Annotated in this window: 22 protein-coding genes and 1 tRNA gene; 11 read left to right on the plus strand and 12 right to left on the minus strand. The window is 72.4% G+C overall.

The genetic code is table 11. The annotated features are described in order from the left end of the window. From VFL99_RS17515 to dcd, 10 genes are all read right to left on the minus strand, one after another. The coding region (locus VFL99_RS17515) for a beta-N-acetylglucosaminidase domain-containing protein (RefSeq protein ID WP_325107652.1) at positions 1-871 on the minus strand (871 nt) is incomplete at its 3' end. Positions 872-987: 116 nt separating this feature from the next. After that, on the minus strand, positions 988-2,970 hold the full coding sequence (locus VFL99_RS17520) for an ABC transporter ATP-binding protein (protein ID WP_325107682.1): 1,983 nt from the start codon (positions 2,968-2,970) through the stop codon (positions 988-990). A gap of 164 nt (positions 2,971-3,134) precedes the next feature. Continuing rightward, positions 3,135-4,868, minus strand: a complete 1,734-nt coding sequence (locus VFL99_RS17525) for an ABC transporter ATP-binding protein (protein ID WP_325107653.1) — start codon at positions 4,866-4,868, stop codon at positions 3,135-3,137. Beyond that, positions 4,868-5,482 carry a TetR/AcrR family transcriptional regulator gene (locus VFL99_RS17530; protein ID WP_325107654.1) on the minus strand — a complete coding sequence of 205 codons (615 nt, stop codon included), beginning with the start codon at positions 5,480-5,482 and terminating at the stop codon, positions 4,868-4,870. The genes VFL99_RS17525 and VFL99_RS17530 overlap by 1 nt, the downstream gene beginning before the upstream one ends. 128 nt (positions 5,483-5,610) lie before the next feature. Next, positions 5,611-6,588 (minus strand): ABC transporter substrate-binding protein, encoded by a 978-nt coding sequence (locus VFL99_RS17535; protein ID WP_325107655.1) that lies wholly within the window; start codon positions 6,586-6,588, stop codon positions 5,611-5,613. 98 nt (positions 6,589-6,686) lie between these two features. Then, positions 6,687-7,460: an ABC transporter permease gene (locus VFL99_RS17540; protein ID WP_325107656.1), complete on the minus strand. Its 774-nt coding sequence runs from the start codon at positions 7,458-7,460 to the stop codon at positions 6,687-6,689. Continuing rightward, positions 7,457-8,098, minus strand: a complete 642-nt coding sequence (locus VFL99_RS17545; protein WP_325107657.1) for an ABC transporter permease — start codon at positions 8,096-8,098, stop codon at positions 7,457-7,459. The genes VFL99_RS17540 and VFL99_RS17545 overlap by 4 nt, the downstream gene beginning before the upstream one ends. Further along, positions 8,095-9,246 carry an ABC transporter ATP-binding protein gene (locus tag VFL99_RS17550; protein ID WP_325107658.1) on the minus strand — a complete coding sequence of 384 codons (1,152 nt, stop codon included), beginning with the start codon at positions 9,244-9,246 and terminating at the stop codon, positions 8,095-8,097. The genes VFL99_RS17545 and VFL99_RS17550 overlap by 4 nt, the downstream gene beginning before the upstream one ends. A gap of 113 nt (positions 9,247-9,359) precedes the next feature. Further along, positions 9,360-9,986, minus strand: coding sequence for an alpha/beta hydrolase (locus tag VFL99_RS17555; RefSeq protein ID WP_325107659.1), 627 nt, complete (start codon positions 9,984-9,986; stop codon positions 9,360-9,362). Positions 9,987-9,997: 11 nt separating this feature from the next. After that, on the minus strand, positions 9,998-10,573 hold the full coding sequence (dcd, locus tag VFL99_RS17560; RefSeq protein ID WP_325107660.1) for a dCTP deaminase: 576 nt from the start codon (positions 10,571-10,573) through the stop codon (positions 9,998-10,000). Between the two features lie 105 nt (positions 10,574-10,678). On the opposite strand from dcd, the gene VFL99_RS17565 reads away from it, so the two are divergent. Both VFL99_RS17565 and VFL99_RS17570 read left to right on the plus strand, forming a co-directional pair. Beyond that, positions 10,679-10,749, plus strand: a tRNA-Gly gene (locus VFL99_RS17565). A gap of 97 nt (positions 10,750-10,846) precedes the next feature. After that, complete coding sequence (locus VFL99_RS17570) at positions 10,847-12,412, plus strand: MFS transporter (protein WP_325107661.1); 1,566 nt, start codon at positions 10,847-10,849, stop codon at positions 12,410-12,412. Positions 12,413-12,422: 10 nt separating this feature from the next. On the opposite strand, the gene cutA is transcribed toward VFL99_RS17570, so the two are convergent. Beyond that, positions 12,423-12,761 carry a divalent-cation tolerance protein CutA gene (gene cutA, locus VFL99_RS17575; protein WP_325107662.1) on the minus strand — a complete coding sequence of 113 codons (339 nt, stop codon included), beginning with the start codon at positions 12,759-12,761 and terminating at the stop codon, positions 12,423-12,425. A gap of 171 nt (positions 12,762-12,932) precedes the next feature. Here cutA and VFL99_RS17580 point away from each other — a divergent pair, with 171 nt between their 5' ends. The 6 genes from VFL99_RS17580 to VFL99_RS17605 all read left to right on the plus strand — a co-directional run bounded on the left by VFL99_RS17580 (position 12,933) and on the right by VFL99_RS17605 (position 20,481). Continuing rightward, entirely contained in the window at positions 12,933-13,982 is a 1,050-nt protein-coding gene (locus tag VFL99_RS17580) for an iron ABC transporter substrate-binding protein (protein ID WP_325107663.1), read from the plus strand. A 22-nt stretch (positions 13,983-14,004) separates the two neighbouring features. Beyond that, positions 14,005-15,690 carry an ABC transporter permease gene (locus VFL99_RS17585; RefSeq protein WP_325107664.1) on the plus strand — a complete coding sequence of 562 codons (1,686 nt, stop codon included), beginning with the start codon at positions 14,005-14,007 and terminating at the stop codon, positions 15,688-15,690. Then, positions 15,687-16,739 (plus strand): ABC transporter ATP-binding protein, encoded by a 1,053-nt coding sequence (locus tag VFL99_RS17590; RefSeq protein ID WP_325107665.1) that lies wholly within the window; start codon positions 15,687-15,689, stop codon positions 16,737-16,739. The genes VFL99_RS17585 and VFL99_RS17590 overlap by 4 nt, the downstream gene beginning before the upstream one ends. Positions 16,740-17,026: 287 nt before the next feature. Then, entirely contained in the window at positions 17,027-18,907 is a 1,881-nt protein-coding gene (locus VFL99_RS17595; RefSeq protein ID WP_325107667.1) for an acyl-CoA dehydrogenase, read from the plus strand. Positions 18,908-18,934: 27 nt separating this feature from the next. After that, entirely contained in the window at positions 18,935-19,510 is a 576-nt protein-coding gene (mobA, locus tag VFL99_RS17600) for a molybdenum cofactor guanylyltransferase (protein ID WP_325107668.1), read from the plus strand. After that, a complete protein-coding gene (locus VFL99_RS17605) occupies positions 19,507-20,481 on the plus strand; it encodes an NAD(P)H-quinone oxidoreductase (protein ID WP_325107669.1) in 975 nt (324 codons plus the stop codon). Before mobA ends, VFL99_RS17605 begins: the two co-directional genes overlap by 4 nt. A gap of 9 nt (positions 20,482-20,490) precedes the next feature. Here the strand turns inward: VFL99_RS17605 and VFL99_RS17610 are convergent, their stop codons facing one another. Then, positions 20,491-21,279, minus strand: coding sequence for a hypothetical protein (locus tag VFL99_RS17610; RefSeq protein ID WP_325107670.1), 789 nt, complete (start codon positions 21,277-21,279; stop codon positions 20,491-20,493). A 143-nt stretch (positions 21,280-21,422) separates the two neighbouring features. Between VFL99_RS17610 and VFL99_RS17615 the strand changes: the two genes are divergently transcribed. The 3 genes from VFL99_RS17615 to VFL99_RS17625 are packed head-to-tail and all read left to right on the plus strand — an operon-like array spanning position 21,423 to position 25,667. Beyond that, a complete protein-coding gene (locus tag VFL99_RS17615) occupies positions 21,423-22,106 on the plus strand; it encodes a PadR family transcriptional regulator (RefSeq protein ID WP_325107671.1) in 684 nt (227 codons plus the stop codon). Further along, positions 22,103-22,831 carry an ABC transporter ATP-binding protein gene (locus VFL99_RS17620; protein ID WP_325107672.1) on the plus strand — a complete coding sequence of 243 codons (729 nt, stop codon included), beginning with the start codon at positions 22,103-22,105 and terminating at the stop codon, positions 22,829-22,831. The genes VFL99_RS17615 and VFL99_RS17620 overlap by 4 nt, the downstream gene beginning before the upstream one ends. Before the next feature lies 1 nt (position 22,832). Further along, complete coding sequence (locus tag VFL99_RS17625) at positions 22,833-25,667, plus strand: FtsX-like permease family protein (RefSeq protein WP_325107673.1); 2,835 nt, start codon at positions 22,833-22,835, stop codon at positions 25,665-25,667. Positions 25,668-25,721: the final 54 nt, after the last annotated feature.

The raw sequence follows: 25,721 nt of genomic DNA on the forward strand, positions 1-25,721 counted from the left end.
TCGCGTAAGCGAACTCGACGTCGACCCGCCGCGCCTCGGCGGCGAGCTCGCCGAGCCGCGCGAGCTCGTCGTCGGGGTACGGCTCGTCCCACTTCGCGCGGTGGTAGGGGTCGTCCTTCGGCGCGTGTACCCAGGTGTCGAAGCCCTCGTCGGCACAGAAGCGGATCAGGTCGAGCCGCTCGTCGTGCGACCACGGCGTGCCGTAGAAGCCCTCGATGACTCCGCGCAAGGGGTATGCCGGCCAGTCGCGGACCTCGATGCCGGGCACCTCGGTCTGGGGCCCGGTGCCCACCAGCAGCTGGCGCAGGGTCTGCGCGGCGTAGAACGTGCCGGTCGCGTCGTGCCCGTCGAGGACGACGCTGGCGCGGCCGCCGGTCCTGCCGGTGGCCAGCACGTAACCCTCGGCGGGCAGCTTGGCGGCGTCGGCGACGCCGAGCGAGCGGAGGACGTCCCCGACGCCCGGGACGGTGTCCGGCCCCCCGACGTAGATCGCGGTGTCCTGCGGCGGGACCTGCTCGGCACTGTCCACGACCGAGACGTCCTCGGCGCCGGCCGCCTTCAGGGCCGCGCGGACGGCCGCGACGGCGGCCTCGTCGCTCTGGCCGGTCGCCACCACGGTGACGTGCTTGCCGACGCGCACCGGCTTGCCGGAGGAGTGCAGCTGCTGCGGCACCGGGTAGACCGGTGGCACGTCGACGGGTGGCAGTGCCGGCGCCCCGAGTGCCGCGGAGGACTCGGGCGCCGACCGTGGGGCGGGAGCCGAGCCGGGCGGCGAGCCCAAGGCGGTGGCCGGCGCCGCCATCCCCAGGCCGAGCAGCGGGACGGCCGCGAGCAGGGTGACGAAGCGGGTGGACAGCTTGGGCAGACGCATGGCGCAGTCCCCTCGACGGATCTGGGCTAGACCAGTCGAGAGTGTGCTCCCCCCGGCGGCATCGGTCAACACCCCACCGGTCGGGCGTGGGGCCAGGTGTGGGGGTCGGGCGTGGGTCAGCGGCCGACGGGGGCGGCGCTCGCGGCCTCGACCTCCTCCTCGAGGTCGACGTCGGCCGCCGCACCGGCGAACTGCGCCGAGTAGAGCCGGTGGTAGGCCCCTTCGACGGCGAGCAGCTCCTCGTGGGTGCCCTGTTCGACGATCGCCCCCGACTCCATGACGAGGATCAGGTCGGCGTCCCGGATCGTGGAGAGCCGGTGGGCGATGACGAAGCTGGTGCGGTCGGTGCGCAGCGCCGCCATCGCGTGCTGGACCAGCGCCTCGGTGCGGGTGTCCACCGAGCTCGTCGCCTCGTCGAGGATCAGCAGCGACGGGTCGGCGAGGAAGGCTCGCGCGATGGTGATCAGTTGCTTCTCCCCCGCACTGACGTTGCTGCCCTCCTCGTCGATCACCGTGTCGTAGCCGTCGGGCAGCGAGCGGACGAACCGGTCGACGTAGGTCGCCGTGGCCGCGGCGAGGATCTCCTCCTCGGTCGCGTCCGGCCGGCCGTAGGCGATGTTGTCGCGGATCGTCCCGCCGAACAGCCACGCGTCCTGCAGCACCATGCCGATCTGCGAGCGCAGGTCGTGGCGGGTCAGGTCGGTGATGTCGATGCCGTCGAGGGTGATCCGGCCGGAGTTGACCTCGTAGAAGCGCATGACGAGGTTGACCAGCGTGGTCTTGCCCGCGCCGGTCGGTCCGACGATCGCCACCGTGTTGCCCGGCTCCGCGACCAGCGACAGGTCCTCGATCAGCGGGGAGTCGGCCTCGTAGCGGAACGAGACGTGCTCGAACTCCACCCGCCCGTGCGGCTGTACCACCGCGGGGCTCCTGAGACGTCGCCCCTCGCGCACCGGGACCGCGTCACGGGAGTCGGGGACCTGCTCGTCGGCGTCGAGCAGGTCGAAGACCCGCTCGGCCGAGGCGACCCCGGACTGCAGCAGGTTCGCCATCGAGGCGACCTGGGTCAGCGGCTGGGTGAACTGGCGGGAGTACTGGATGAACGCCTGCACGTCACCCAGGGTCATCGCGCCGTGCGCGACGCGCAGGCCGCCGACCACGGCGACGAAGACATAGCTGATGTTCCCGATGAACATCATGGCGGGCATGATCAGCCCACTGACGAACTGCGCGCCGAAGCTGGCCTTGAACAGCTCCTCGTTCTTGGCGTTGAACGACGCCTCGACCTCGCGCTGCCGCCCGAAGACCTTGACCAGCTCGTGGCCGGTGTAGGCCTCCTCGACCTGGGCGTTGAGCGTGCCGGTGTGGGTCCACTGCGCGATGAACAGCTTCTGCGAGCGCTTGGCGATCTGCTGGGTGACCACGATCGAGACCGGCACCGCCACCAGGGCGATGACCGCCAGCAGCGGCGAGATCCAGAACATCATCACCAGGACGCCGATCACCGTGAGTAGGGAGGTGAGCAGCTGGCTCATCGTCTGCTGCAGGCTCTGCTGGATGTTGTCGATGTCGTTCGTGACCCGGCTCAGCAGCTCACCGCGCGGCTGGCGGTCGAAGTACTGCAGCGGCAGCCGGTTCAGCTTGCCCTCGACGTCGCTGCGCAGCCGCTGCACCGTCCGCTGGACGGCGTCGTTGAGCAGGTAGCCCTGGAGCCACCCGAAGATCGAGGCGACGACGTAGAGGCCGACGGCGAGCAGCAGGATCCGGCCGAGGGCACCGAAGTCGATCCCCTGACCCGGTATGACGTGCATCCCGCTGAGCATGTCCGCGAACGTGCCCTGCCCGCGTGCCCGCAGGCCCTGGATCACCTGGGCCTTGCTGACGCCGGAGGGGAGCTGGCGGCCGATGACACCGGAGAAGATCTCGTCGGTGGCCCGGCCCAGGATCTTCGGACCGATGACGGTGAAGCCGACGCTGGCGATCGCCAGCAGGACGACGGTGAGCACCCGGGCGCGCTCCGGCCGGAGCCGCCCGATGAGCCGCTTGGCCGAGGGGCCGAAGTTCATGGACTTCTCGGCCGGCATCCCCATGCCGCCCATCGGTCCCCGGCGGGCGCCGGCACCGGCCGGCGGCAGCCGGCGCGGTGACGTCGGCTCCGGTCCGCCGGGTTGCTGGCCCTCGGTGGGCGGTGCCGCGGTGCCGGCCGCCTCCTGCGGCGTGACCTGCTCCCGCGGGGCGCGTCCGGTGCGCCGACCCACGGGGCTCACGCGGCCGCCTCGACGCTCAGCTGGGACTGCACGATCTCGACATACGTCGGGCAGGTCTCCAGCAGGTCCTCGTGTCGCCCGCGGCCCACGATCCGGCCGTCCTCGAGCACGAGGATCTGGTCGGCGTCGGTGATCGTCGACACGCGCTGCGCGACGATGACGACGGTGGACCGCGCCGTGTGCGGCCGCAGCGCTGCCCGCAACCGGGCGTCGGTGGACAGGTCCAGCGCGGAGAAGGAGTCGTCGAACAGGAAGATCTCGGGCCGGGCGACCAGCGCCCGCGCGATGCACAGCCGCTGCCGCTGACCACCGGAGACGTTGGTGCCGCCCTGGGCGATCGGCGACTCGAGCTGCTCGGGCATGGCCTCCACGAAGTCCCGCGCTTGGGCGATCTCCAGGGCCTCCCACAGCTCCTCGTCCGTCGCATCCGGGTTGCCGTAGCGCAGGTTGGTCGCCACCGTGCCGCTGAACAGGTACGGCTTCTGCGGGACCAGGCCGATGCGCTGCCACAGGTCCTCCGGGGCCAGGTCGCGCACGTCGACCTCGTCGACCAGCACCTGCCCCGCGGTGGCATCGAACAGGCGGGGCACCAGCGAGACCAGGGTGGTCTTGCCCGCACCGGTGCTGCCGATGATCGCGGTGGTCTGGCCCGGCCGGGCGGTGAAGGAGATGTCCTGCAGGACCGGTGCCGCGGCGCCGGGGTAGGCGAAGGCCACCCCGCGCAGCTCGAGCTCGCCGCGCGCCGCGAGGTCCCGCACCGGGGCCTGCGGCGGACGGACCGAGGACTCGGTGGTCAGCACCTCGCCGATCCGGTCGGCGCACACCGCCGCGCGCGGGAACATGATCGCCATGAAGGTCGCCATCATCACCGAGATGAGGATCTGCATCATGTAGGCGAGGAAGGCGGTCAGCGAGCCGATCTCCATCTGGCCCGTGTCGACCCGGTGCCCGCCGAACCACAGCACCGCCACGCTGGAGGCGTTGAGGATGAGCATGACCGTGGGGAAGATCAGCACCATCAGCCGGCCGACGCCGATCGCGGTGTCGGTCAGCTCGGCGTTGGCGGCGTCGAAGCGGTCGGTCTCGTAGCGCTCACGCACGAACGCGCGCACCACCCGGATGCCGGTGATCTGCTCGCGCAGCACCCGGTTGACCACGTCGATCCGCTGCTGCATGCGGCGGAAGCCGGGGACCATGCGTCGCACGATGAGCCCGATGGACACCAGCAGCAGCGGCACCGCCACGAGCATCAGCCAGGACAGGCCGACGTCCTCGCGCAGCGCCATAATGATGCCGCCGACGCACATGATCGGCGCCGCCACGAGCATCGTGCAGGTCATCAGGACGAGCATCTGCACCTGCTGCACGTCGTTGGTGTTGCGGGTGATCAGCGACGGCGCCCCGAACTGGTTGACCTCCCGGGCGGAGAAGGTGCCCACGCGGGCGAACAACGCGCCGCGCAGGTCACGGCCGAAGCTCATGGCCGTCTTGGCGCCGAAGTAGACCGCGACGATCGAGCACCCGATCTGCAGCAGGCTCACGCCGAGCATCCACCCCCCGGTGTGGACGATGTAGCCGGTGTCCCCCTTGGCGATCCCGTTGTCGATGATGTCGGCGTTGAGGCTGGGCAGGTAGAGCGAGGCGATCGTCCCCACCAGCTGGAGCACGACCACGGCACCCAGCCACCCGGCATACGGGCGGAGGTGTTGCTTGAGCAGGCGGAACAGCACTATTCGTCTCCCCGAGTCGTTCCGTAGAGAACCACGTCGACGATCTGCGCCGGCGTGAGCAGGTGGTGGTCGGCGATCTCCGCGTGGCTGCCGGAGAAGGTGAGCAGGCGCAGCAGCCGGACCACCTCGGCAGGCGGTACGCGCAGCCGGTCGCGGTCGGGCTCGACGAGGGCGACCATGCGCTCGCCGAGGCGCTGCTGCCACGACGGTGTCGCCGCGGTGAGGGCTTCGTCGCAGTCGACCGCGTCATCCGGCGGGCGGATCATCCCCACGGCCGCCATGAGCGAGAAGATGCCGACGAAGCGGTCCTGGATCACCCCGACGAGCTCGACCAGTCGCTCGCGCAGGGGCAGGGTCGGGTCGATCTGGTCGACCCGCTCGATCAGCCCGGTGGGCCGGAAGGCGGCCCGCAGCGCCGCGTCGACGAGCTCCTCCTTGGAGTCGAAGGCGCGGAAGATCGTGCCCTCGGCGACGCCGGCGGCCTCGGCGATCTGGCGGGTGCTCACCTGCCGACCGTGCTGCCGCAGCAGCGGCAGGGTCGCCCGGATGAGCGCCTCCCGGCGCTCCTCACGCGGGAGCGCCACGGCCCGCGTGGACGAGGAAGCAGTGGTCACCCGGTGAGGATAAGTGAGTGAGCGCTCACTCACAATAGGTTTTTTCGGCCGACCAGGCGCCACCGCTGTTGCTGAAGATCCGCGGTCGCCCCGAGCACGGCAACTTCAGCAACAGTGCTTCGGCGGGATCAGCTGGGCTTGTCGAGGCCGTTCGCCTTGAGGAACTGCTGCGCGACCGCGTTCACGTCCTGGTGGTCGACCTGGACCTGCTTGTTGAGCTTGGTCAGGGTCCGGGTGTCCAGCTTGGCCGACACGGCGTTGAGCGCGTTCTTCACCGTCGGGGTGACGTCGCTCTTGACGATGAGCGGCACGACGTTCTGCACGCCGAACAGTCCCTTCGGGTCCTTGAGCACGACGAAGTGGTCCACCACGATCGAGGGGTCCGTGGTGAAGATGTTCGCCGCGTCGATCTGCCCGTTCTTCAGCGCGTTGGACAGGGCGGCGCCGGTCAGCGGCCGGAAGCTGCCGAAGACCACGCCGTAGTCCTTCTGCAGGCCGGGGATGCCCTGGGGACGCTGCTTGAACTCCGGTGGGGCGCCGAGGGTGAGGTTGCGAGCCTTGCCCTTGAGGTCGGCGATCGTCTTCAGGTGCAGCTTCTTGGCCGTCGCCGCGGTGACGGAGATCGAGTCCTTGTCCTCGGCCGCCGACCGGTTGAGGATCTCCAGCCGGGCCGGGATGAGCTTCTTGAGGCGGTTGTAGACGGCTTGGGAGTTGTCGATCTTGGCGTTCTGGTCGTAGTAGAGCGCGAGGGCGCCGGTGTACTCCGGCACCAGGTCGATCGAGCCGTCCTTGAGCGCCGCGAGGTAGATCTCGCGGCTGCCGATGTTCGGCTTCTGCGAGACCTTGACCCCCTGGGCCTTGAGCGCTCCCGCGTAGATGGCGCCGATCAGCTGGCTCTCGGGGAAGTTGGCCGAGCCGACGACGATGCCCTGCCCGCCGCCGCCCCCGCTGGCGCTGCCGGAGCCGCCCCCAGCGGCGTTGCCGGTGCTGCTGCTCGTGGCCAGCGGGCTGTTGCTGCCGCCTCCACCACCACAGGCAGCGAGGGTGAGCGCTGCCGCGCAGGCCGTGACGGTCAGGACGCTCGCGGGAGTGCGCGTGCTCTTCATCTGCTGGGCTCCTTGTCCGGTGCTGGAGTGCAAAGCGGGTCGGGGGTTCATCGTTACGGCTCGGTTCATCGTTGCGGGGCCGGGTCCACCGCGCACGTTCACGGTGTGTCGGCGGCTCCCGGAGTGGCGATCGCGCGACCGTCCGGGGCGGTCTCCACCGCCGCGCCGTCGCCGCGCCGGCGACGGGGCCGCTCGACCCGGCCGGTGAGCCCGGGCGAGACCACCAGCCGTTCGACGCCCGCGAACAGCAGGTCGACGAGCAGTGCGAGCACGGCGACGACGATCGCGCCGCTGGCCATCGCGTTGTAGTCCCGGTTGGCCAGTCCGTCGATGAGGTAGCGGCCCAGGCCACCGAGACCCACCGCCGCGGCGATCGTGGCCGTGGCGATCACCTGCAGGGCGGCGCTGCGCAGCCCGGACAGCAGCAGCGGCAGCGCGATCGGCAGCTCCACCCGACCCAGCACCTGCCGGCCGCGCATCCCCATGCCGATCGCGGCGTCGCGAGCGGCGGGGTCGACGCTGTCCACCCCCGAGTAGGTGCCGGACAGGATCGGCGGGATGGCCAGCAGCACCAGGACGATGATGCTCGGGACGCTGAAGGCCAGGCCGCCGTGGATGAACGGGCCCAGCCACAGCGCGATGGCGAACAGCAGGCCCAGGCTGGGCACGGCCCGCAGGGAGTTGGCCACCGACACCGCGCTACGGACCCGGCCGGTGTGCCCGACGAGCAGGCCCAGCGGGATGGCGATCGCCGCCGCGATGACGAGGGTGATGCCGGTGTACTCCAGGTGCTCCAGCACCCGCTGGGGGACGCCGGAGGGACCGGACCAGTTCGCCGGGTCGCCGAACCAGGCGACGATGCCTTGGATCATGCGGCCGCCACCCGCTGCCAGGGGGTGAGCAGCCGGGTGGCCAGCTGGATGACCAGGTCGAACAGCAGCGCCAGGACGATGCAGGACACGATGCCGACGACGAGCTCGGTGCCGAAGCTGCGGGCATAGCCGTCGGTGAGGAAGAGGCCGAGCTGGGAGACCCCGATGAGCGAGGCGACGCTGACGATGCTCACGTTGCTGACGGCCGCGACCCGCAGCCCGGCCGAGATCACCGGCACGGCCAAGGGAAGCTCCACCCGGAAGAACCGGGACACCCGCGTGTAGCCCATGGCGGTGGCGGCCTGGTTGACGTCGTCGGGCACCGCGCCGAGCCCGTCGGCGACGGTGCGCACGAGCAGCGCCACGGTGTAGATCGTCATGGCGACGATGACGTTGACCGGGTCCAGGATGCTGCGCCCGAGGATGCCCGGCAGCAGGATGAACAGCGCCAGCGAGGGGATGGTGAACAGCAGCCCGCTGCCGGCGATCAGCGGTGGGTAGAGCAGCCGGTAGCGCCGGGCCAGCCAGCCGATCGGCAGCGAGATCACCAGGCCGAGCAGCAGCGGCAGCCCCGCGAGGTAGATGTGCTGCAGCCCGTAGGACAGCACGTCGTCGGTGTGGTCGAGGAACCAGCTCACGCGCCGCTGCTCCCTGCGACGTCCGCGATGTCGGCCAGCCCCTCGACGTGCTCGGCCTCGGGGCGCTCGGTCTCCTCGATGGCGGTCAGCACCTCGTGGGCCCGGACGGTGCCGAGCAGCCGGCCGTCACCGTCGACGACCACCCCGCGCCGGCTCGGGGAGGACAGGGCGGCGTCGAGGGCCGCCCGCAACGGCCCGTCCTCGCGCGCCAGCGTGCCACCGCGGTGCAGCATCTCGGGGGTGATCTCGGTGAGCAGCCGGTCAGGCTCGACCCAGCCCAGCGGTCGCCGCTCCTCGTCCACGACCAGCAGCCACGGGTCCCGCGTCGCCTCGCGCGCTTGCGCCGGGTAGGTGCCCAGCTGCGTGGTGGGTTCGGGACGCAGCCGCAGCGGCGGGGTCTGCTGGAAGCTCAGTCCGCGGTAGCCGCGGTCGCGTCCGACGAAGTCCGCCACGAAGTCGTCGGCCGGGTGGGCGAGCAGGTATGCCGGCTCGCTCAGCTGGGCGAGCCGTCCCCCGACGCGCAGGACGGCCACCTGGTCACCGAGCTTGATCGCCTCGTCGATGTCGTGGGTGACGAACAGGATCGTCTTGTCGAGGTCGTCCTGCAGGCGCAGGAACTCGTCCTGGAGCTGCTCGCGGACCACGGGGTCCACCGCGCTGAACGGCTCGTCCATGAGCATCACCGGCGGGTCGGCCGCGAGCGCCCGGGCCACCCCGACGCGCTGCTGCTGGCCGCCGGAGAGCTGGGCGGGGTAGCGCTCGGCGAGGTGACCCGGCAGGCCGACCAGCTCGAGCACCTCCCGGGCCCGCGACCGGGCCCGCGCCTTCGACCAGCCCAGCAGCAGGGGAACGGTGGCGACGTTGTCGATGACGCGCTTGTGCGGGAACAGGCCACCGTGCTGGATGACGTAGCCGATCCCCCGCCGCAGCGCGGCGGCATCCATCGAGGCGTTGTCCTGGTCGTCGAGCAGGATCCGGCCGCCGGTGGGCTCGATCATCCGGTTGACCATGCGCAGGCTGGTCGTCTTGCCGCACCCCGAGGGGCCGACCAGCACCGTGATCTGCCCGGTCGGGGCCTCCAACGTGAGGTCGTCGACCGCGACCGTTCCGTCCGGGTAGCGCTTGGTGACGCCGTCGAACCGGATCATGAGGTTCAACCTAACCGCTCCGGCTGACGCATCCCAGCCTGTTGCCGCCCCGTGCGTGCCTCGTGGTGAGGCGGTGACCGTGCGTGACCGGCTCGGCCCGGCCACCGCCGGGGTCAGGCGCAGCCGGGCAGGAGGGACTCGAGCACGAAGTCGGTGGTGAGCCGGTGCCAGCGAGGCGCGCGCCACAGCATGGTGTGCTCGCCTCCCTCGACGACGGCATAGGTGACCTCCACCCCCGCGGCACGGGCGCGGTCGGCATACCGCCGGCTCTCCCCGGCGGAGGTGATGCGGTCCGCCGTGCCGTGGGCGATGAGCAGGCGACGCCCGTCGAGCTGGGCGACCGGGTCCTCGCCGGTCAGCCACGGGGCGAGGGCGACCACGCAGCGCACCCCCTCGGCGCCGGCCGCATGGACGGCGGCGCGACCACCCATGGAGTGCCCGACCAGGGCGACGGGCAGGCCGGGGTGGCGCCGGGTGAGCTCGGTGAGCGCAGCCACCGTGTCACCCACCGGCGCGCGGTCCGCACCGTTCCAGCCGCGCACGGCGAAGCGCAGCCGGGCCACGACCAGCTGGCCGCGCGAGCGGCGGGCGAGGTCGCGGGCCACGGGCACCATCCGCAGCACGGCCGGCCCCCACCCGGGCACCGGGGCCCGGCTGTCCTCCGCCCCGCCGTGCAGCACGAGCACGACGCCGCGGGCACCGGCCGGGGCCGTGACCGAGGTCAGCTGTGCGCCGCTCATCCGCGGCGGGTTCAGACCGGGCTGCGGTGGAAGTTCTGGAACGAGCGGCTGGCGGTCGGGCCCCGCTGGTCCTGGTAGTGCGAGCCGTACTTCGCGCTGCCGTAGGGGTTCTCCGCCGGGCTGGACAGCTGGAAGAAGCAGAGCTGGCCGATCTTCATGCCGGGCCACAGCATGATCGGCAGGGTCGCGACGTTGGACAGCTCCAGGGTGACGTGGCCGCTGAAGCCCGGGTCGACGAATCCGGCGGTGGCGTGGGTGAGCAGGCCGAGCCGCCCCAGGGAGGACTTGCCTTCCACGCGGGCCGCGAGGTCGTCCGGCAGGGTGACCAGCTCCAGCGAGGAGCCGAGCACGAACTCGCCCGGGTGGAGCACGAAGCCGTCCTCGGCGTCCACCTCCACGAGGCGGGTCAGCTCGGGCTGGTCCTGGGCCGGGTCGATGTGCGGGTACTTGTGGTTGTCGAACAGCCGGAAGAACTTGTCGAGCCGCACGTCGATGCTCGACGGCTGGATCATCGACGGGTCATAAGGATCGACGCACACACGGCCACCGTCGATCTGGGCGCGGATGTCGCGGTCGGAGAGCAGCACGCGCGAAAGGCTAGCCCGAGGGAGGGTCCTTGCCGCCGCGCGCCCGTCGGTTAGACTTCCCGCGCGTCGTGCAGAACGGCCCGCACGGGCCGGTCATGGACGCGTGCGGGCGTAGTTCAATGGTAGAACATCAGCTTCCCAAGCTGAGAACGCGAGTTCGATTCTCGTCGCCCGCTCCCTCCCCTCGTTTCACCGTGTGACGCTCCGGGTACCACCCTCGACGCGCCCCTTGGCGCACTTCATCGCGGGCCGGTTCACGTAACGGAGCACCTTGTGCCGCACCTCGACTCGCTGGCCGGCGCGGTCAGCACCCCACGCGAGTGGGTGCGGCGCCGCCGCGACTGGCTGGTGGGCGAGGTCGGCGGCCCGGCCCGCTTCCGCGTCGTGGCGCTGCTGGCCGGGGTCCTCGCGCTCGACGGCGCCGACAAGGGCACCGTCTCGAGCGCCGCGAACAACCTCGAGCAGGCCTTCGGGGTCGGCAACACCGAGTTCGGCCTGCTCGTCACGGCCTCCACCCTCGTCGGCGCGGTCGCCACGCTGCCGGTCGGCGCACTGACCGACCGGGTGCGCCGCACCTGGCTGCTCGGCAGCAGCATCGTGCTGTGGTCGCTGGCCATGTTGGTCAGCGGCGCCGCGCAGTCCTACGACTGGATGCTGCTGTCACGCGTCGCGCTCGGAGCGGTGACCGCGACCGCGGGGCCGACGGTGGCGTCGCTGACCGGTGACTTCTTCCCGGCCGTCGCGCGGGCCCGGATGTACGGCTTCATCCTCGGCGGTGAGTTGCTGGGCACCGGCTTCGGGTTCGTCGTGTCGGGCTACCTGACCGCCCACGTCGGCTGGCGGTGGGGGTTCTGGTGGCTCGTGATCCCCAGTGCCATCCTGGCGCTCCTCATGTTTCGGCTGGCCGAGCCGGCGCGGGGCGGGCAGAGCCGGTTGCAGCCGGGGCAGGCCGACATCCGGGACGTCAGCGAGGTCGCCGACGCCCCGGTACCGGACGGCGCGGAGGAGGAGGCAGCCGAGCAGGCCGAGAGCCGCGACGTCGCCGGCGCGGTGCACCAGCGCAGCGACATCGAGCCCTACCGCGCCCAGATCCTCACCGAGGACCCCGCGAAGAAGAGCCTGTGGTGGGCGGTCGGCTACGTCCTGCGGGTGCGCACCGACGTCGTGGTCATCGTCGCCTCGGCCCTGGGCTACTTCTACTTCTCCGGCCTGCGCACCTTCGCGGTGATCTTCGCCCAGGGCCACTACAGCGTGTCCAAGACCGTCGCCTCGAGCCTCATCCTCATCATCGGGCTGGGGGCGCTGGCCGGCGTGTACGTCGGCGGCCGTTTCGCCGACCGGCTCATGGCCCGGGGCGTCGTGGCGGCGCGCGTCGTGGTGCCGGTCGTCGTGCTGTTCGCGATCTCGCCGTTCCTCGCGCCCGCCTTCTGGGTGACCAACCTCTGGATCGCGGTGCCGCTGCTGACCGTGGGCGCCGGCCTGCTCGGCGCGGCCAACCCGCCACAGGACGCGGCGCGGCTCGACATCATCCACCCCCACCTGTGGGGCCGCTCCGAGGGCGTGCGCACCACCCTGCGCGGCCTGCTCGACGCGGCCGCGCCACTCACCTTCGGCTGGGTCTCGGACAACTGGTTCGGCGGCTCGGTGAGGGTCGGCGCCAGCACCTCCCACGGGTCCGGGCAGGCGCTGTCCTACACCTTCCTGGTCTTCCTCGTCGTGCTCATCGCCGCCGGAGGGATCGTCGCGATCGCCCTGCACACCTACCCGCGCGACGTCGCGACCGCCGACGCGTCGGTGCGCAACACCCTCGGGGAGGAGGCGGCGGAGGGCGCGAGCTGACCGGAGCCGGTCAAGGACGCAGGCACCCGCGCAACCACTCGGCATACCGCTCGTCGGCGGCGGCCACGGGAACGGCCAGGACCTCCGGGGTGTCGTAGGAGTGCTCCGCGCGCACCCGCCGGCAGAGCCGGTCGAACACCGACCGCGCGCTCTTGGCGAGCAGCAGCACCTCCGGCTCGTGCTCGACCGCCCCCTGCCAGCGGTAGCAGGAGGTGATCTCCACCAGCTGCACGCAGGCCGCGAGGCGCTCGTCGACCAGCAGGTCGGCCAGCCGCCGCGCCTCCTCCCCGGACCCCGCGGTCACCCGCACCTCGAGCAGCTCGTCCGTCGTTCCGCGCATCGTGGGCATGTCCTCACCGTAGGAGGGGTATGCCGTGCGCCTGCGGAACCGGTGGCGGGGGCAGCAGGTGCCCGACGCGAGCCGATCCGGGTGCGCCACCCGGGTTTGCTCCCTCCCGGCGGAACTGTAAGGTAAGCCTCGCCTTAGTAAGTGATTCCTCAGTGAAGGGAGCCCCGCGCTGTGAGCGCACGAGCACGTCTGGCCCTGGTCGCCACCGGAGTGGCCGTCGCCCTGACCGCCGCCGGCTGCGGAGGTGGAAGCAGTGCCGCGAGCGGCAGCAGCTCCGGAAGCGATGCGGGCAGCGGACAACCCCTGACGCTGTACAACGCCCAGCACGAGGCACTGACCCAGGCGCTCGCCGACGGCTTCACCAAGAAGACCGGCATCAAGGTGCAGATGCGCAACGGCGAGGACTCGGAGATGGCCAACCAGCTCCTGCAGGAGGGCAAGCAGTCCCCCGCGGACGTCTTCCTCACCGAGAACTCGCCGTCGATGGACCTCGTGGCCAGCAAGGGGCTCCTCGCCACGGTGAACGCCACGGCGCTGCAGAACATCCCGGCGCGCTACGTGCCCAGCGACCACAAGTGGGTCGGCTTCGCCGCGCGCTCCACGGTCCTCGCCTACAACAAGAAGCTCTCGGCGGCGGACCTGCCGCACTCGATCATGGACCTGGCCAAGCCGAAGTGGAAGGGCCGGATCGGCTTCTCCCCCGCGGGCGCCGACTTCCAGGCCATCGTGAGCGCCGTGCTCCACCTCAAGGGTGAGCAGGCCACCGCGCAGTGGCTGAAGGGGCTGAAGGAGAACGGCAAGGTCTACGACGGCAACACCGCGGTGATGCAGGCGGTCAACGACGGGCAGATCGACGCCGGGATCATCTACCACTACTACTGGTACGGCGACCAGGCCGAGTCCGGCGCCAACAGCAACAACGTCAAGCTCGAGTACTTCGGCCACCAGGACCCCGGCGCCTTCGTCTCCGTGTCCGGCATCGGCGTGCTGAAGTCGAGCGACCAGCAGAAGGAGGCACAGGAGTTCGTCGACTACGTGACCTCCCAGGCCGGCCAGCAGCGCCTCGCCGACAGCGGCACGTTCGAGTACCCCCTCAACCCCAAGGCGAAGCCGAACCCCGCCCTGAAGCCGATGTCCTCCCTCGACGCGCCGAAGATCGACCCCTCGACCCTGAACGGGCCGAAGGTCATCTCGCTCATGCAGCAGGCCGGGCTGCTCTAGCTCTAGAAGGCGACCACTGCAGATGAGCGCGACCACCACGAGACCCAGCGGCGCCGGCTCCCGGCGCCGCTGGCGGCTGCCAACCCCGGGCACCGGCCGCTACCCGCCGGTCCTCATCGGGATCTCGGTCCTGGTGGTGCTGCTCGCCCTCATCCCGCTGTTCTTCGTCGCCAGCTACACCGTCAGCATCGGCTGGGGCGAGGCGAGCCGGCTGGTGCTGCGGGCGCGCGTCGGCATGCTCCTCGAGCACACGGTGGCGCTCGTCGTCGGCTCGATGCTGCTGAGCATCGTCATCGGCACGGGCGCCGCCTGGCTCGTCGAGCGGACCACCCTGCCCGGTCGCCGGATCTGGAACGTCCTGCTGGCAGCTCCGCTCGCCGTGCCGGCCTTCGTCAACAGCTACGGCTGGGTGTCCCTCACCCACGCGGTGGAGGGGTATGCCGGTGCCCTCCTGATCGTCACCCTCTCCTACTACCCCCTCGTCTACCTTCCCGTGGCGGCGGCGCTGCGCGGGCTCGACCCGGCGCTGGAGGAGACCGCCCACTCGCTCGGCCTGGGGTCGTGGGGCGCCTTCCGGCGGGTGGTGCTGCCGCAGCTGCGGCCGGCGATCCTCGGCGGGGCGCTGCTGGTGGGGCTGCACCTGCTCGCCGAGTTCGGCGCCCTGCAGATGTTGCGCTTTCCGACCTTCACCACGGCCATCTACGACCAGTACCAGTCCAGCTTCAACGGCCCGGCCGCCAACATGCTCGCCAGCGTGCTGGTGCTGTGCTGCCTCGTGCTACTGCTGGCCGAGCTGCGGCTGCGGGGGCACCGGCGCTACGCGCGGGTCGGCCGGGGCGCCGCCCGGCGCGCCGAGCCGCACCGGCTCGGCCGGCTCACCCTCCCGGCGCTGTCCTCGGTCCTGCTCGTCGTCGGGCTCGCGGTGGTCGTGCCGGTGGGCAGCCTGGTGCACTGGCTCGTGGTCGGCTCCTCCACGTCCTTCCCGGTCGGCGACCTGCTCGTGACCGGCGCGACCTCGGTCGGGCTCGGCGCCGCCGCGGCGCTGGTGACGACCGCGCTCGCCGTGCCGGTCGCCTGGCTCGCCGTGCGCCACCGGTCCGTGCTGTCGGTGCTGCTGGAGCGGTGCACCTACTTCGGCAACGCCCTACCGGGCATCGTCGTCGCGCTCGCGCTGGTCAGCGTCACGTTGGCCGTGCTGCCCGCCGTCTACCAGACCATCTGGGTGCTGCTCGGCGCCTACGCGATCGTCTCGATGCCTCGGGCGATGGTGAGCGCAAAGGCGGCCATGCTGCAGGCCCCCCCGGTGTTCGGTGACGTGTCGCGCTCCCTGGGGATGGGGCCACTGCGGACCTTCCGCCGCGTGGTGCTCCCCCTGATCGCGCCCGGGCTGGGCGCCGGCGCCGCGCTCGTCTTCCTCGCGGTCGCGACCGAGTTGACCGCCACCCTGCTCCTGGCACCCATCGGAACCCGTACGCTGGCCACGCAGTTCTGGGCCAACCAGGCCAGCCTCGCCTACGGTGCCGCCGCGCCGTATGCCGCCCTGATGGTCCTGATCTCGCTGCCGGCGACCTACCTGCTCACCCGGGAGGCCCGACGTCCCGAGCAGGCCGTGCCCCGTGCCGACCCCGACGTCACCGACCTCACGGGCGACGGCGGCCCCGGTGCCCGGAGGGAGCAGTCGATGCGAGTCGAGGAGGTGTCCGCGTGACCGCCCTGACCGTCCGCGGCGTGACCAAGCGCTTCGGCAGCACCGAGGTGCTGCGTGGTGTCGACCTCACCGTGCCCGACCGCGCCCTCACCGCGGTGCTGGGCCCCTCCGGGTGCGGCAAGACCACGATGCTGCGGATCATCGCCGGCTTCCTGGACCCCGACGGCGGGACGGTGGCCTTCGGTGACCGGGTCGTCGCCGGCGAGGGCCGGGCCGTGCCACCGCAGAAGCGTCGGGTCGGCTACGTGCCCCAGGAGGGTGCGCTCTTCCCCCACCTGACGGTGGCGGAGAACATCGGCTTCGGGCTGCGCCACTCCGCGCGGCGGCAGTCCTCGCGGATCGCCGACCTGCTCCGGCTGGTCGGGCTCGCGCCGTCGCTGGCCGCGCGCCGGCCCGACGAGCTCTCCGGCGGCCAGCAGCAGCGGGTCGCGCTCGCCCGGGCGCTGGCGCCCAACCCCTCGGTCGTGCTGCTCGACGAGCCGTTCGCCTCCCTCGACGCCGGGCTCCGCGAGGCCACCGGCCACCAGGTCGCCACCGCCCTCCGCGAGGCGGAGGCCACCGCCATCCTCGTCACCCACGACCAGAGCGAAGCCCTGTCGCTGGCCGACCAGGTCGCCGTGATGCGCGAGGGCCAACTCGTCCAGGTCGCCACCCCGCGTGAGGTCTACCAGTCCCCCGCGGACGCCGGCGTGGCGCAGTTCGTGGGGGCCGCGGCCCTCGTGGAAGCCACCTCCGGTGGTCAGCCGGGGCGGGTGGACTCGCCGCTCGGCATGCTGCAGCTCAGCTCCCCGAACGGCCACGACACCGCCCGGGTGCTGGTCCGTCCCGAACAGGTGCGGCTGCGACCCCTGGGCCAGGGCGTGCCCGCCCTCGTGGCCGACGTCAGCTACTACGGCCACGACGCTGCCGTGCGCCTCCGGCTGGACAGCAGCCCGAGGCTGACCGTGGTCGCCCGCGTCCTCGGCACCGAGGTGCCCGAGGTCGGCGACCACGTCGGCGTCGAGGTCGTCGGCACCGTCTCCGCGGTGCCGGCCACTCCCGCCTCCTGACCCGGGGACGAGCCTCCCGCCGGGGCCAAGCCCGGCCACGCGCCGACTTCTGCACCCACCCAACCAGCCCGACCGGCACTACCCCGGCCACGCGCCGACGTCTGCACCCACCCAACCAGCCCGACCGGCACCACTCCGGCCACGCGCCGGCTTCTGCACACGATCGCTGTGGGCTGAATCGCTCTGGGCGGAACCGCTTGCACGAGTTACTGGCCAGTAGCATGATGGAAGTTACCCACCGGTAACCCTGCGGCTGACGCCGAGGACCACGGTCGAAGGAGCGCGACATGGGTCACTACCAGAGCAACGTGCGGGACCTCGAGTTCAACCTGTTCGAGGTCTTCGGCCGTGGTGCGGTCCTGGGGGCGGGACCGTACGCGGAGGTCGACCCGGACACCGCGCGCGAGATGATCCACGGCCTGGCCCACCTGGCCGAGACCGACCTCGCGGCCAGCCTGCTGGAGTCGGACCGGACGCCACCGACGTTCGACCCGGCGACCGGGGCGGTCGAGCTCCCGGAGGCGTTCAGGAAGTCCTACCGCGCCTACGTCGACTCCGGCTTCTGGAACGTCGACCTGCCCGCCGACCTCGGCGGCACCGTCGTCCCGCCGTCACTGCGCTGGGCGATGAACGAGCTCATCCTGGGCGCCAACCCGGCGATCGCGATGTATGCCGCGAGCTACTCCTTCGCCAAGGTGCTCCACCTGTTCGGCACCGAGGAGCAGCAGCGGCTCGCCGAGCTCATGGTCGAGCGCCACTGGGGCGCGACCATGGTCCTCACCGAACCGGACGCCGGGTCCGACGTCGGCGCCGGCCGCACCAAGGCGGTGCAGCAGCCCGACGGCACCTGGCAGCTGACCGGCGTCAAGCGGTTCATCACGTCGGCCGAGCACGACCTGACCGACAACATCGTCCACTTCGTGCTCGCCCGGCCCGAGGGCGCGGGACCGGGCACCAAGGGACTGTCGCTGTTCATCGTGCCGAAGTACCACGTCGACCTCGAGACCGGCGAGCTGCGCGGGCGCAACGGGGTCCAGGTCAGCAACGTGGAGCACAAGATGGGCCTGAAGGTCTCGACCACCTGCGAGCTCCGGTTCGGCGAGAAGGACCCGGCGGTCGGCACCCTCCTGGGTGGCGTGCACGACGGGATCGCGCAGATGTTCCGCGTGATCGAACACGCTCGGATGCTGGTGGGCACCAAGGCGATCGCCACCCTGTCCAGCGGCTACCTCAACGCCCTGGCCTATGCCAAGGAGCGCGTGCAGGGAGCCGACCTGACCCAGCAGGCCGACAAGACCGCGCCGCGGGTCACCATCACCCACCACCCCGATGTGCGCCGTTCGCTGATGCTGCAGAAGGCGTATGCCGAGGGGTTGCGTGCGCTGGTCCTGTTCACCGCGACCCAGCAGGACGTGGTCGACCAGCACCAGCTGGAGTCAGGTGACCTCACCGGATCCGTTCCGCTGGAGCCGGATTCACCGGCCGGAATGGCGGAGCGGATCAACGACCTGCTGCTGCCGATCGTCAAGGGTCTCGGCTCGGAGCGGGCCTGGGTGCTGCTCGGGACGGAGTCGCTGCAGACGTTCGGCGGGTCCGGGTTCCTGCAGGACTACCCGATCGAGCAGTACGTCCGGGACGCCAAGATCGACACCCTCTACGAGGGCACGACGGCGATCCAGGGGTTGGACTTCTTCTTCCGCAAGATCGTCCGCGACAAGGGGCAGGCGCTCGGCCACGTTGCCGCGCAGGTCCAGAAGTTCGCCAAGGAGACCGGGCACGGGTCGCTCGACGTGGAGCGCGAGCTGCTCGGCAAGGCGCTCGACGACGTGCAGGCGATCGTGGGGGCGATGGTCGGGGACCTGATGCGGTCCGATGCCCGGAACGGCGGTGAGCCGGCGAACCTCTACAAGGTCGGGCAGAACACCTCTCGCCTGCTGCTCGCCGCCGGTGACCTGGTCGTCGGATGGTTGCTGCTGCGGCAGGCCGAGGTCGCCGGGCGGCGGCTCGAGGAGGCCGAGCTGTCGGCGGCGGACCGGCACTTCTACGAGGGCAAGGTCGCGGCGGCCCGGTTCTTCGCGCGCACCGTGCTGCCGAAGCTGGCTGCCGAGCGCGTCATCGCCGAGGCCACCGACAACGCGCTCATGGAGGTGCCCGAAGAGGCCTTCTGACCGAGCGGGGAGCCTAGGCTGGCCGCCGTGGCCGACACCGCGGACGTGGGCGTGATCGTCCTGTGCGGCGGGACCTCCCGCCGGATGGGCGGCACCGACAAGACCGCCCTCCCCCTCGGCGAGCACACCGTCCTCGACCACCTGCTCGACGAGCTCCCGGCGAACTGGCCGGTCGTGTGCGTCGGGGTCGAACGGCCCACCCGTCGGACGGTCGCGTGGACGCGGGAGGCGCCGCCCGGAGGCGGCCCCGTCGCCGGGATCGCCGCCGGCCTCGAGCACGTGACCACCGGCATCGTGGCGGTGCTCGCGGGTGACCAGCCGTTCGCCGGCCCCGCCGCGGGCGAACTGGTCGAGCAGCTCGCCCGACACCCGAAGGCCGACGCGGCGACGGCGCTGGACGGTGAGGGGCGCCGCCAGCCGTTGCTCACGGCATACCGCACGCTGGTCCTGCGCCGCGCGGTCCCCGAGCCCGCCGCGGACGCCCCGGCCCGGCACCTGCTGGCGGCGCTGACGGTCCTCGAAGTGCCGCAGCCGGACGAACGCACGCACGACGTCGACACCCCGGAGGCGCTGGCGCGAGCCCGGCATAGGGTCGAACCATGAAGGCCATCACCATTCCGGAACCCGGCGACCCCGACGCCCTCGTCCCGGCCGACGTCCCCATGCCCGCGCCGGCGGCCGGTGAGGTCCTCGTCGACGTGGCGGCGGCGGGGGTCAACCGCGCGGACGTGATGCAGCGACTCGGCAAGTACCCGCCGCCCGCGGGCGAGCCGGAGTACCCGGGCCTCGAGGTGAGCGGCACCGTCCGCGAGCTCGGTGCGGGCGTGGACGGCTGGTCGGTGGGGGACGAGGTGTGCGGGCTGCTGGCCGGCGGCGGGTATGCCGAGCAGGTCGCCGTGCCGGCCGGGCAGCTCCTCCCGGTGCCGCGCGGGGTGTCCCTGGAGCAGGCGGCCGCGCTGCCGGAGGTGGCCTGCACCGTCTGGTCCAACGTGTTCCTCACCGCGAACCTGCAGCCGGGCGAGACCCTCCTCGTCCACGGCGGCAGCAGCGGCATCGGCACCATGGCGATCCAGCTCGCCCGCGAGGTGGGCGCGCACGTCGCGGTGACGGCGGGGACCGCGGAGAAGCTGAAGGTCTGCCGCGAGCTCGGCGCCGAGGTCCTCATCAACTACAAGGAGCAGGACTTCGTCGAGGAGCTCTCGGCGGCGACCGGCGGGCACGGCGCCGACGTGATCCTGGACAACATGGGCGCGACGTACCTCGACCGCAACGTGTCCGCACTCGCCGCCTCCGGGCGACTCGTGATCATCGGGATGCAGGGGGGCCGCAAGGGGGAGCTCGACATCGGCAAGCTCCTGGCCAAGCGGGGTGCGGTGATCGCGACGAGCCTGCGGGCCCGCCCCCGGGAGGAGAAGGCCACGATCGTCGCCGCGGTGCGCGAGCACGTCTGGCCGCTGGTCGAGTCCGGCCGAGTCCGGCCGGTGGTCCACGAGGCGTTCCCCCTGGCCCGGGCGGCGGATGCCCACCGGGCCCTGGACGCCGACCACGTCGGCAAGATCCTGCTGACGACCTGAGCTCGTCGCTCAGGGCAGCCAGAGCGCGATGCCCTCGGTGAACGATGCCCGTGCGGTGAGCATGGGGAAGAGCCGTTCGCCCCGGATCCGCTGGACCACGGGCGCCGCGACGTCGGGGTGCTCCCGCAGCGAGGCGTAGAGGTCCTGGACCGGCACGCCGCGGGCGGGCAGCGGCTGCCCGGTCGCCCGCCGGTACCCGGCGAGCACTGGCACGATGACCACGGGCTCGAGGCGGTCCTCCCCCGAGACGCCCGAGCGGTGGACGCGGAGCAGCATCTGGACCAGGCTCACCGCCAGGCCGAGCAGGATGCCGGCGAGGAAGGCGGCGGGACGCCCGCCGAGCACCGTGCCGACGGCCACGAAGACGGCGGTGGCCGCCACCCCGAGCAGCGGCAGGAGCGGTGGACGCCGTCCGGGTTCGTGGGCGGGCTCGCCGAGGGCCAACCGCTCGGCCACCGCCTCGACCACCCCCTCCCCCGCGGCGACGACCACCCGGCAGTCCCGCGTGACCAGCGCGAGGACCGCCTGGACGTTGGTCCGGAACCACCGGGCGGCCCAGAACACGAAGACCCGGGTGAGCACGGTCGCCAACAGGACCTGGGCCACGAGGTGCGAGGGCTCCAGGCCGGGCACCTCCCGCGGCAGCAGCGCGACGATGAGCACGGGGAAGGCCAGCAGCACCAGGGCGACCCACCAGTGGGTGGACACCAGGAAGGGACGTCGCGGCAGCCGGCGCGCGAGCACCTGGGCGCTCGGCGCTCCGGCGTCACCGGACGACAGGCGGGGCCGGGCACTCACGCGGTCCAGTGAAGCACTCTCGTCAACGGTTGCGGCTCGGGCGGCACGCCGCAGCTTGGGCGGAGATGCTTGACCGAGCCGGGCATACCCGGTATACCTCTTTCCACCAGTAACAATACTGAGTATGCAGGGGTGGTGGTCCCGTGTCGCCGAGTCAGCCGATCCGGCACAGCCTGTTGGCCCTCCTCGCCGAGGAGCCGATGTACGGCGCGCGGTTGCGCACCGAGTTCGAGGCCCGCACCGGCGGGACCTGGCCGCTCAATGTCGGTCAGGTCTACACGACGCTGGCACGGCTCGAGCGTGACGGGATGGTGGAGGCCGAGGGTCAGGCCGACGCCTCCGAGGAGCAGGGCACCATCAGCTACCGCCTCACGCAGCAGGGGCGTGAGGAGGTCGCGCGCTGGTGGGGCTCCCCCGTCGGCCGGGACACCACCCCTCGCAACGAGCTGGCGATCAAGCTCGCCCTCGCGGTCACGATGCGGGACGTGGACGTCGCTGCCGTCGTGCAGACGCAGCGCACCGCGACCGTGCGCCACCTGCAGGAGCTCACGCGGCTGAAGGCGACCGGCGCCGGTGACCCCGCCGGCACGGCCACCGCCGGCGCCGAGCCGGCCGCCGACCTCGCGTGGCAGCTGGTGCTCGACAACCTCGTCTACACCGCCGAGGCGGAGGTGCGCTGGCTGGACCACGTGGAGTCGCGTCTCGCCCGGCGCGCCCGCGCCACGCAGGCCGCCCGCACGACCGGTATGCCGGAAGCCGCCGACCGATCCGCCCTCCCCTCGCCTGCCCCGCAGGAGAGCGAGCACGCCGGCGGGAGCCCGCGATGAGCACCCCTGCGGTGGTGCTGCAGCAGGTCAGCCGGGTGCACGGCAGCGGCGCCACGCGGGTGCAGGCGCTGACCGACGTGTCGCTGCAGGTCGGCGCAGGGGAGCTCGTCGCCGTCATGGGCCCGAGCGGCTCGGGCAAGTCCACGCTGCTCAACCTCGCCGGCGGGCTGGACCGGCCGACCGGCGGCACCGTGCTCATCGGCGGCGTCGACACCACCAGCCTGTCCCAGGGCCGGCTGGCACAGCTGCGCCGGCGGCAGGTCGGGTTCGTCTTCCAGGACCTCAACCTCATCCCGTCGCTGACCGCGGCGGAGAACGTCGCGCTGCCGCTGGAGCTCGATGGCCTCGGGGTCCGGGCCGCGCGCGAGCAGGCGGTGGCGTCGCTGGACGATGTCGGGCTGGCCGACCTGGCCGACCGCTTCCCCGAGCACATGTCCGGCGGCCAGCAGCAGCGCGTCGCGATCGCCCGGGCCCTGGTCGGTCCCCGCCGGGTGGTGCTCGCGGACGAGCCGACCGGCGCCCTCGACTCCCAGACCGGTGAGGCGGTCCTGCAGGTGTTGCGCGCCCGCTGCGACGCCGGGGCCGCCGGCCTGCTGGTGACCCACGAGGCCCGGCACGCTGCCTGGGCCGACCGGGTGGTGTTCCTGCGCGACGGGGTGGTCGTCGACACGACCGGCACCCCGCCGACGCCGGAGTCGCTGCTCGACCCGGCGCAGGCCGGCTGAGGTGGCCCACCGCGAGCGCCCCGCGGACGACCCGCGGGGCGCCGGGCCGGCACCCGCCGCCTGGTGGGCGAGCTGGCGCAGCGCCCTGCGCCTGGCCCGGCGGGACATCGCCCGGCACCGCGGACGGGCCGTGCTCATCGTGCTGCTCGTCGGCCTGCCGGTGCTGCTCATCTCCTCCCTCGCCACGGCCGTGGCCACCGACGAGGTCAGCCACGTCGAGGCCCTCCCACGGCTGATGGGGCAGGCCCAGGCCCGCGTGCCGCTCAGCTCCGCGAGCCACCAGCAGCTGCAACAGGACCAGTACCTGCAGAACTCGGGTGAGCTCGACGGGACCGGTGAGCAGGGCGCGGCCGCACTGCGCGCACCAGGCGTCGCGAAGGACGCCCCGTGGACCGCCGAGCGGCTGCAGGCGCTCACTGGCGGCACGGTCCTGTCGACGAGCACGGCGATGGCGAAGGCCACCGTCGGAGACCGGCACGTCGACGCGGAGGTCCTCGGGGTGGACGGCCGGGAACCCGCGTCGACCGGGATGGTGTCGCTGACGAACGGGCACTGGCCCCGCTCGGGCACCGAGGTCCTCGTGACGCCGGCCGGCCTGGCGGCCGGGCTTCCGGCGGAGGGCACCGTCACGATCGACTCCGGGGCGGGCGGGGACGACGCCCGCCGCGTGACGGTCGTCGGCACCGGCAGCGGCTGGGCCAGCGACGCCAGCCCGGCCGACCTGGTCGCGCTCCCTGGCGCCCTAGCAGGCTGGGGCCTGCAGACCGACCGCGACGCGCTGCTGGTCGTCCGCGAGCGACCGGTCACCTGGGCCGACGTCAAGGAGCTCAACCGGCACGGCCTGCTGGTGCTCAGCCGCGACGTCGTCGAGCACCCCGGTCAGGCCGCGAACGACGTGGCGCGCACCGGCTACGACACGAACACCAACGCGACGGCCGCCCTCGCGGTCCTGCTCACCGTCGGCATCATCCTGGAGACGACCCTGCTCGCCGGGCCCGCGTTCGCCGTGAGCGCCGCCCGACAGCGCCGCTCCCTCGCCCTCATCGCCGCCAACGGCGCGCGCAAGTCCCAGCTGCGGCGCTACGTGCTCGCCCAAGCCGTGCTGCTCGGCGGGGTGGCGGCCGCCGCGGGGGCGGCCCTCGGCGTCGGCGTCGGCCTGCTCGTCGACCGGGCCTGGCAGCACACCCGGTGGGCGATGAACGCGGCGGGTCCGGTCGACGTCCCCGTCGGGCAGGTGCTGGGCATCGCCGCCGTCGCCTTCCTCGCCGCGCTCGTGGCGGCATACCTCCCGGCGCGCGGGGCGACGCGACTGGACCTCGTCGACGTGCTGCGCGGGCGCGGCGTCACCCAGCGCACGGTCCACGCCGGTATGCCGCTCGTCGGGCTCCTCATCGGGGCGCTGGGTGGCGTGCTGCTCACCGTGGACCTCGTTCACCACGGCAGGGAGTGGGGCATCGCGCTCGGGGGAGTCGTGCTGTTCCTCGGCGCCCTGCTGCTCGTGCCGTGGCTGCTCTCGACGGTGGGGCGCGTCGGGGGACGGTTCCCGCTGCCGCTGCGGATCGCGGTGCGCGACATCGGGCGGCAGCGTGGCCGCTCGGCTCCCGCGGTCGCGGCGATCATGGCGGCGGTCACGGCCCTGACGGCACTGGCGATCGGCGGGTTCAGCGACGACGAGCAGTCGCGGCAGGACTACCAGCCGCAGGCCGTGATGGGTGAGGGCTTCGTCGCCGCCAGCGGCGACGGCTGGGTGGCGGACCTGACCGCGCGGGTCCACGACGTGGCGCCGCAGCTGCAGACCCTCCCGCGCCGGCTCGTCGGGGTCTCGGAGCTGTTCAACCCGGGCGAGGCGTCGTCCGCCCGGTCCGCCGCGGCCGTCCGGGTGCAGCGCCACGGGTGTACCCCGGCGCAGACGGTGGCCTTCGACGGTCGGCTCGAGTGCCAGGTGCTCGGGTCGAACCTCGGCACGCCGCACTCGGACATCCGGGTCCTCACCCCGGAGCAGGCCGCGGGGCTGCTGCGCCTGGACAGCACGGAGCAGCAGGTGCTCGCGGACGGCGGGATGCTCGTGATCGGTGGCAAGGACGCGATCTCCGCCGGCCGCGTCACCGTCCTGACCGGCAGCCAGCGACTCGACCCGGAGGGGTTCCCGACCGGTCGGATCCGGCAGGCGACCGCCTCGGCAGTGCCGGCACAGGCGCTGCCCGCGTACCGGTTCGCCGAGGCGTTCCCGGACGGACGGGTCGGTGCGGTGGTGGCACCGGCCACCGTGCAGGCGCAGCAGTGGCCGACCTGGGTCGACCGGGTCGAGCTGCGGGCGCCCGACGGAGCCATCTCCACGGAGACACAGGACGCCCTCCAGCAGCAGCTCGCCCAGGACGAGTTCCTCTATGTCGAACGCGGCTACCGGTCGGAGGCGTTCTACGTCTTCCTCGGCCTGTTCGTCGTCTTCGGCCTGCTCGTGCTCGTTGCGACGCTGATCTCCACCGCGCTGGCCCAGGCCGAGGCACGGCCGGACCTCGCCACGCTCGCCGCCGTCGGCGCCGGCCGGGGCCTGCGCCGGGCCGTCGCTGCCGCGCAGGCGTTCGTCGTCGGCCTGGTCGGCAGCCTGCTCGGGCTGGTCGTCGGGTTCGTGCCCGGCATCGCAGTGACCTGGCCGCTGACGGCCACCGGCGAGCAGGTCGTCAACGGTGGCGTGACGATCGGCAGCAGCGGGCCGATCATCGTGATCCCCTGGCTCCCGCTCGCGGCGGTGGTGGTCGGCGTCCCGGTGCTGGCGGCACTCGTGGCCGCGCTCGGCATACGGAAGGCACCGGAGGTGACGCGCCGGCGCGGATGAGCGGCGCGGCGGGACGTCTCAGCATGAGGAGCCGTTGGCGTCTGGACCTACGTG

This window comes from Segeticoccus sp. (assembly GCF_035708005.1).

What these genes read in the sequence shown, in the direction of transcription:
- cutA (WP_325107662.1), bottom strand. Translation starts at nt 12,761, where the DNA reads ATGCCCACGATGCGCGGAACGACGGACGAGCTGCTCGAGGTGCGGGTG.
- VFL99_RS17585 (WP_325107664.1), top strand. Translation starts at nt 14,005, where the DNA reads ATGAGCGCGACCACCACGAGACCCAGCGGCGCCGGCTCCCGGCGCCGC.
- VFL99_RS17620 (WP_325107672.1), top strand. Translation starts at nt 22,103, where the DNA reads ATGAGCACCCCTGCGGTGGTGCTGCAGCAGGTCAGCCGGGTGCACGGC.
- VFL99_RS17540 (WP_325107656.1), bottom strand. Translation starts at nt 7,460, where the DNA reads ATGATCCAAGGCATCGTCGCCTGGTTCGGCGACCCGGCGAACTGGTCC.
- VFL99_RS17520 (WP_325107682.1), bottom strand. Translation starts at nt 2,970, where the DNA reads ATGGGCGGCATGGGGATGCCGGCCGAGAAGTCCATGAACTTCGGCCCC.
- VFL99_RS17550 (WP_325107658.1), bottom strand. Translation starts at nt 9,246, where the DNA reads ATGATCCGGTTCGACGGCGTCACCAAGCGCTACCCGGACGGAACGGTC.
- VFL99_RS17535 (WP_325107655.1), bottom strand. Translation starts at nt 6,588, where the DNA reads ATGAAGAGCACGCGCACTCCCGCGAGCGTCCTGACCGTCACGGCCTGC.
- VFL99_RS17555 (WP_325107659.1), bottom strand. Translation starts at nt 9,986, where the DNA reads ATGAGCGGCGCACAGCTGACCTCGGTCACGGCCCCGGCCGGTGCCCGC.
- VFL99_RS17605 (WP_325107669.1), top strand. Translation starts at nt 19,507, where the DNA reads ATGAAGGCCATCACCATTCCGGAACCCGGCGACCCCGACGCCCTCGTC.
- VFL99_RS17595 (WP_325107667.1), top strand. Translation starts at nt 17,027, where the DNA reads ATGGGTCACTACCAGAGCAACGTGCGGGACCTCGAGTTCAACCTGTTC.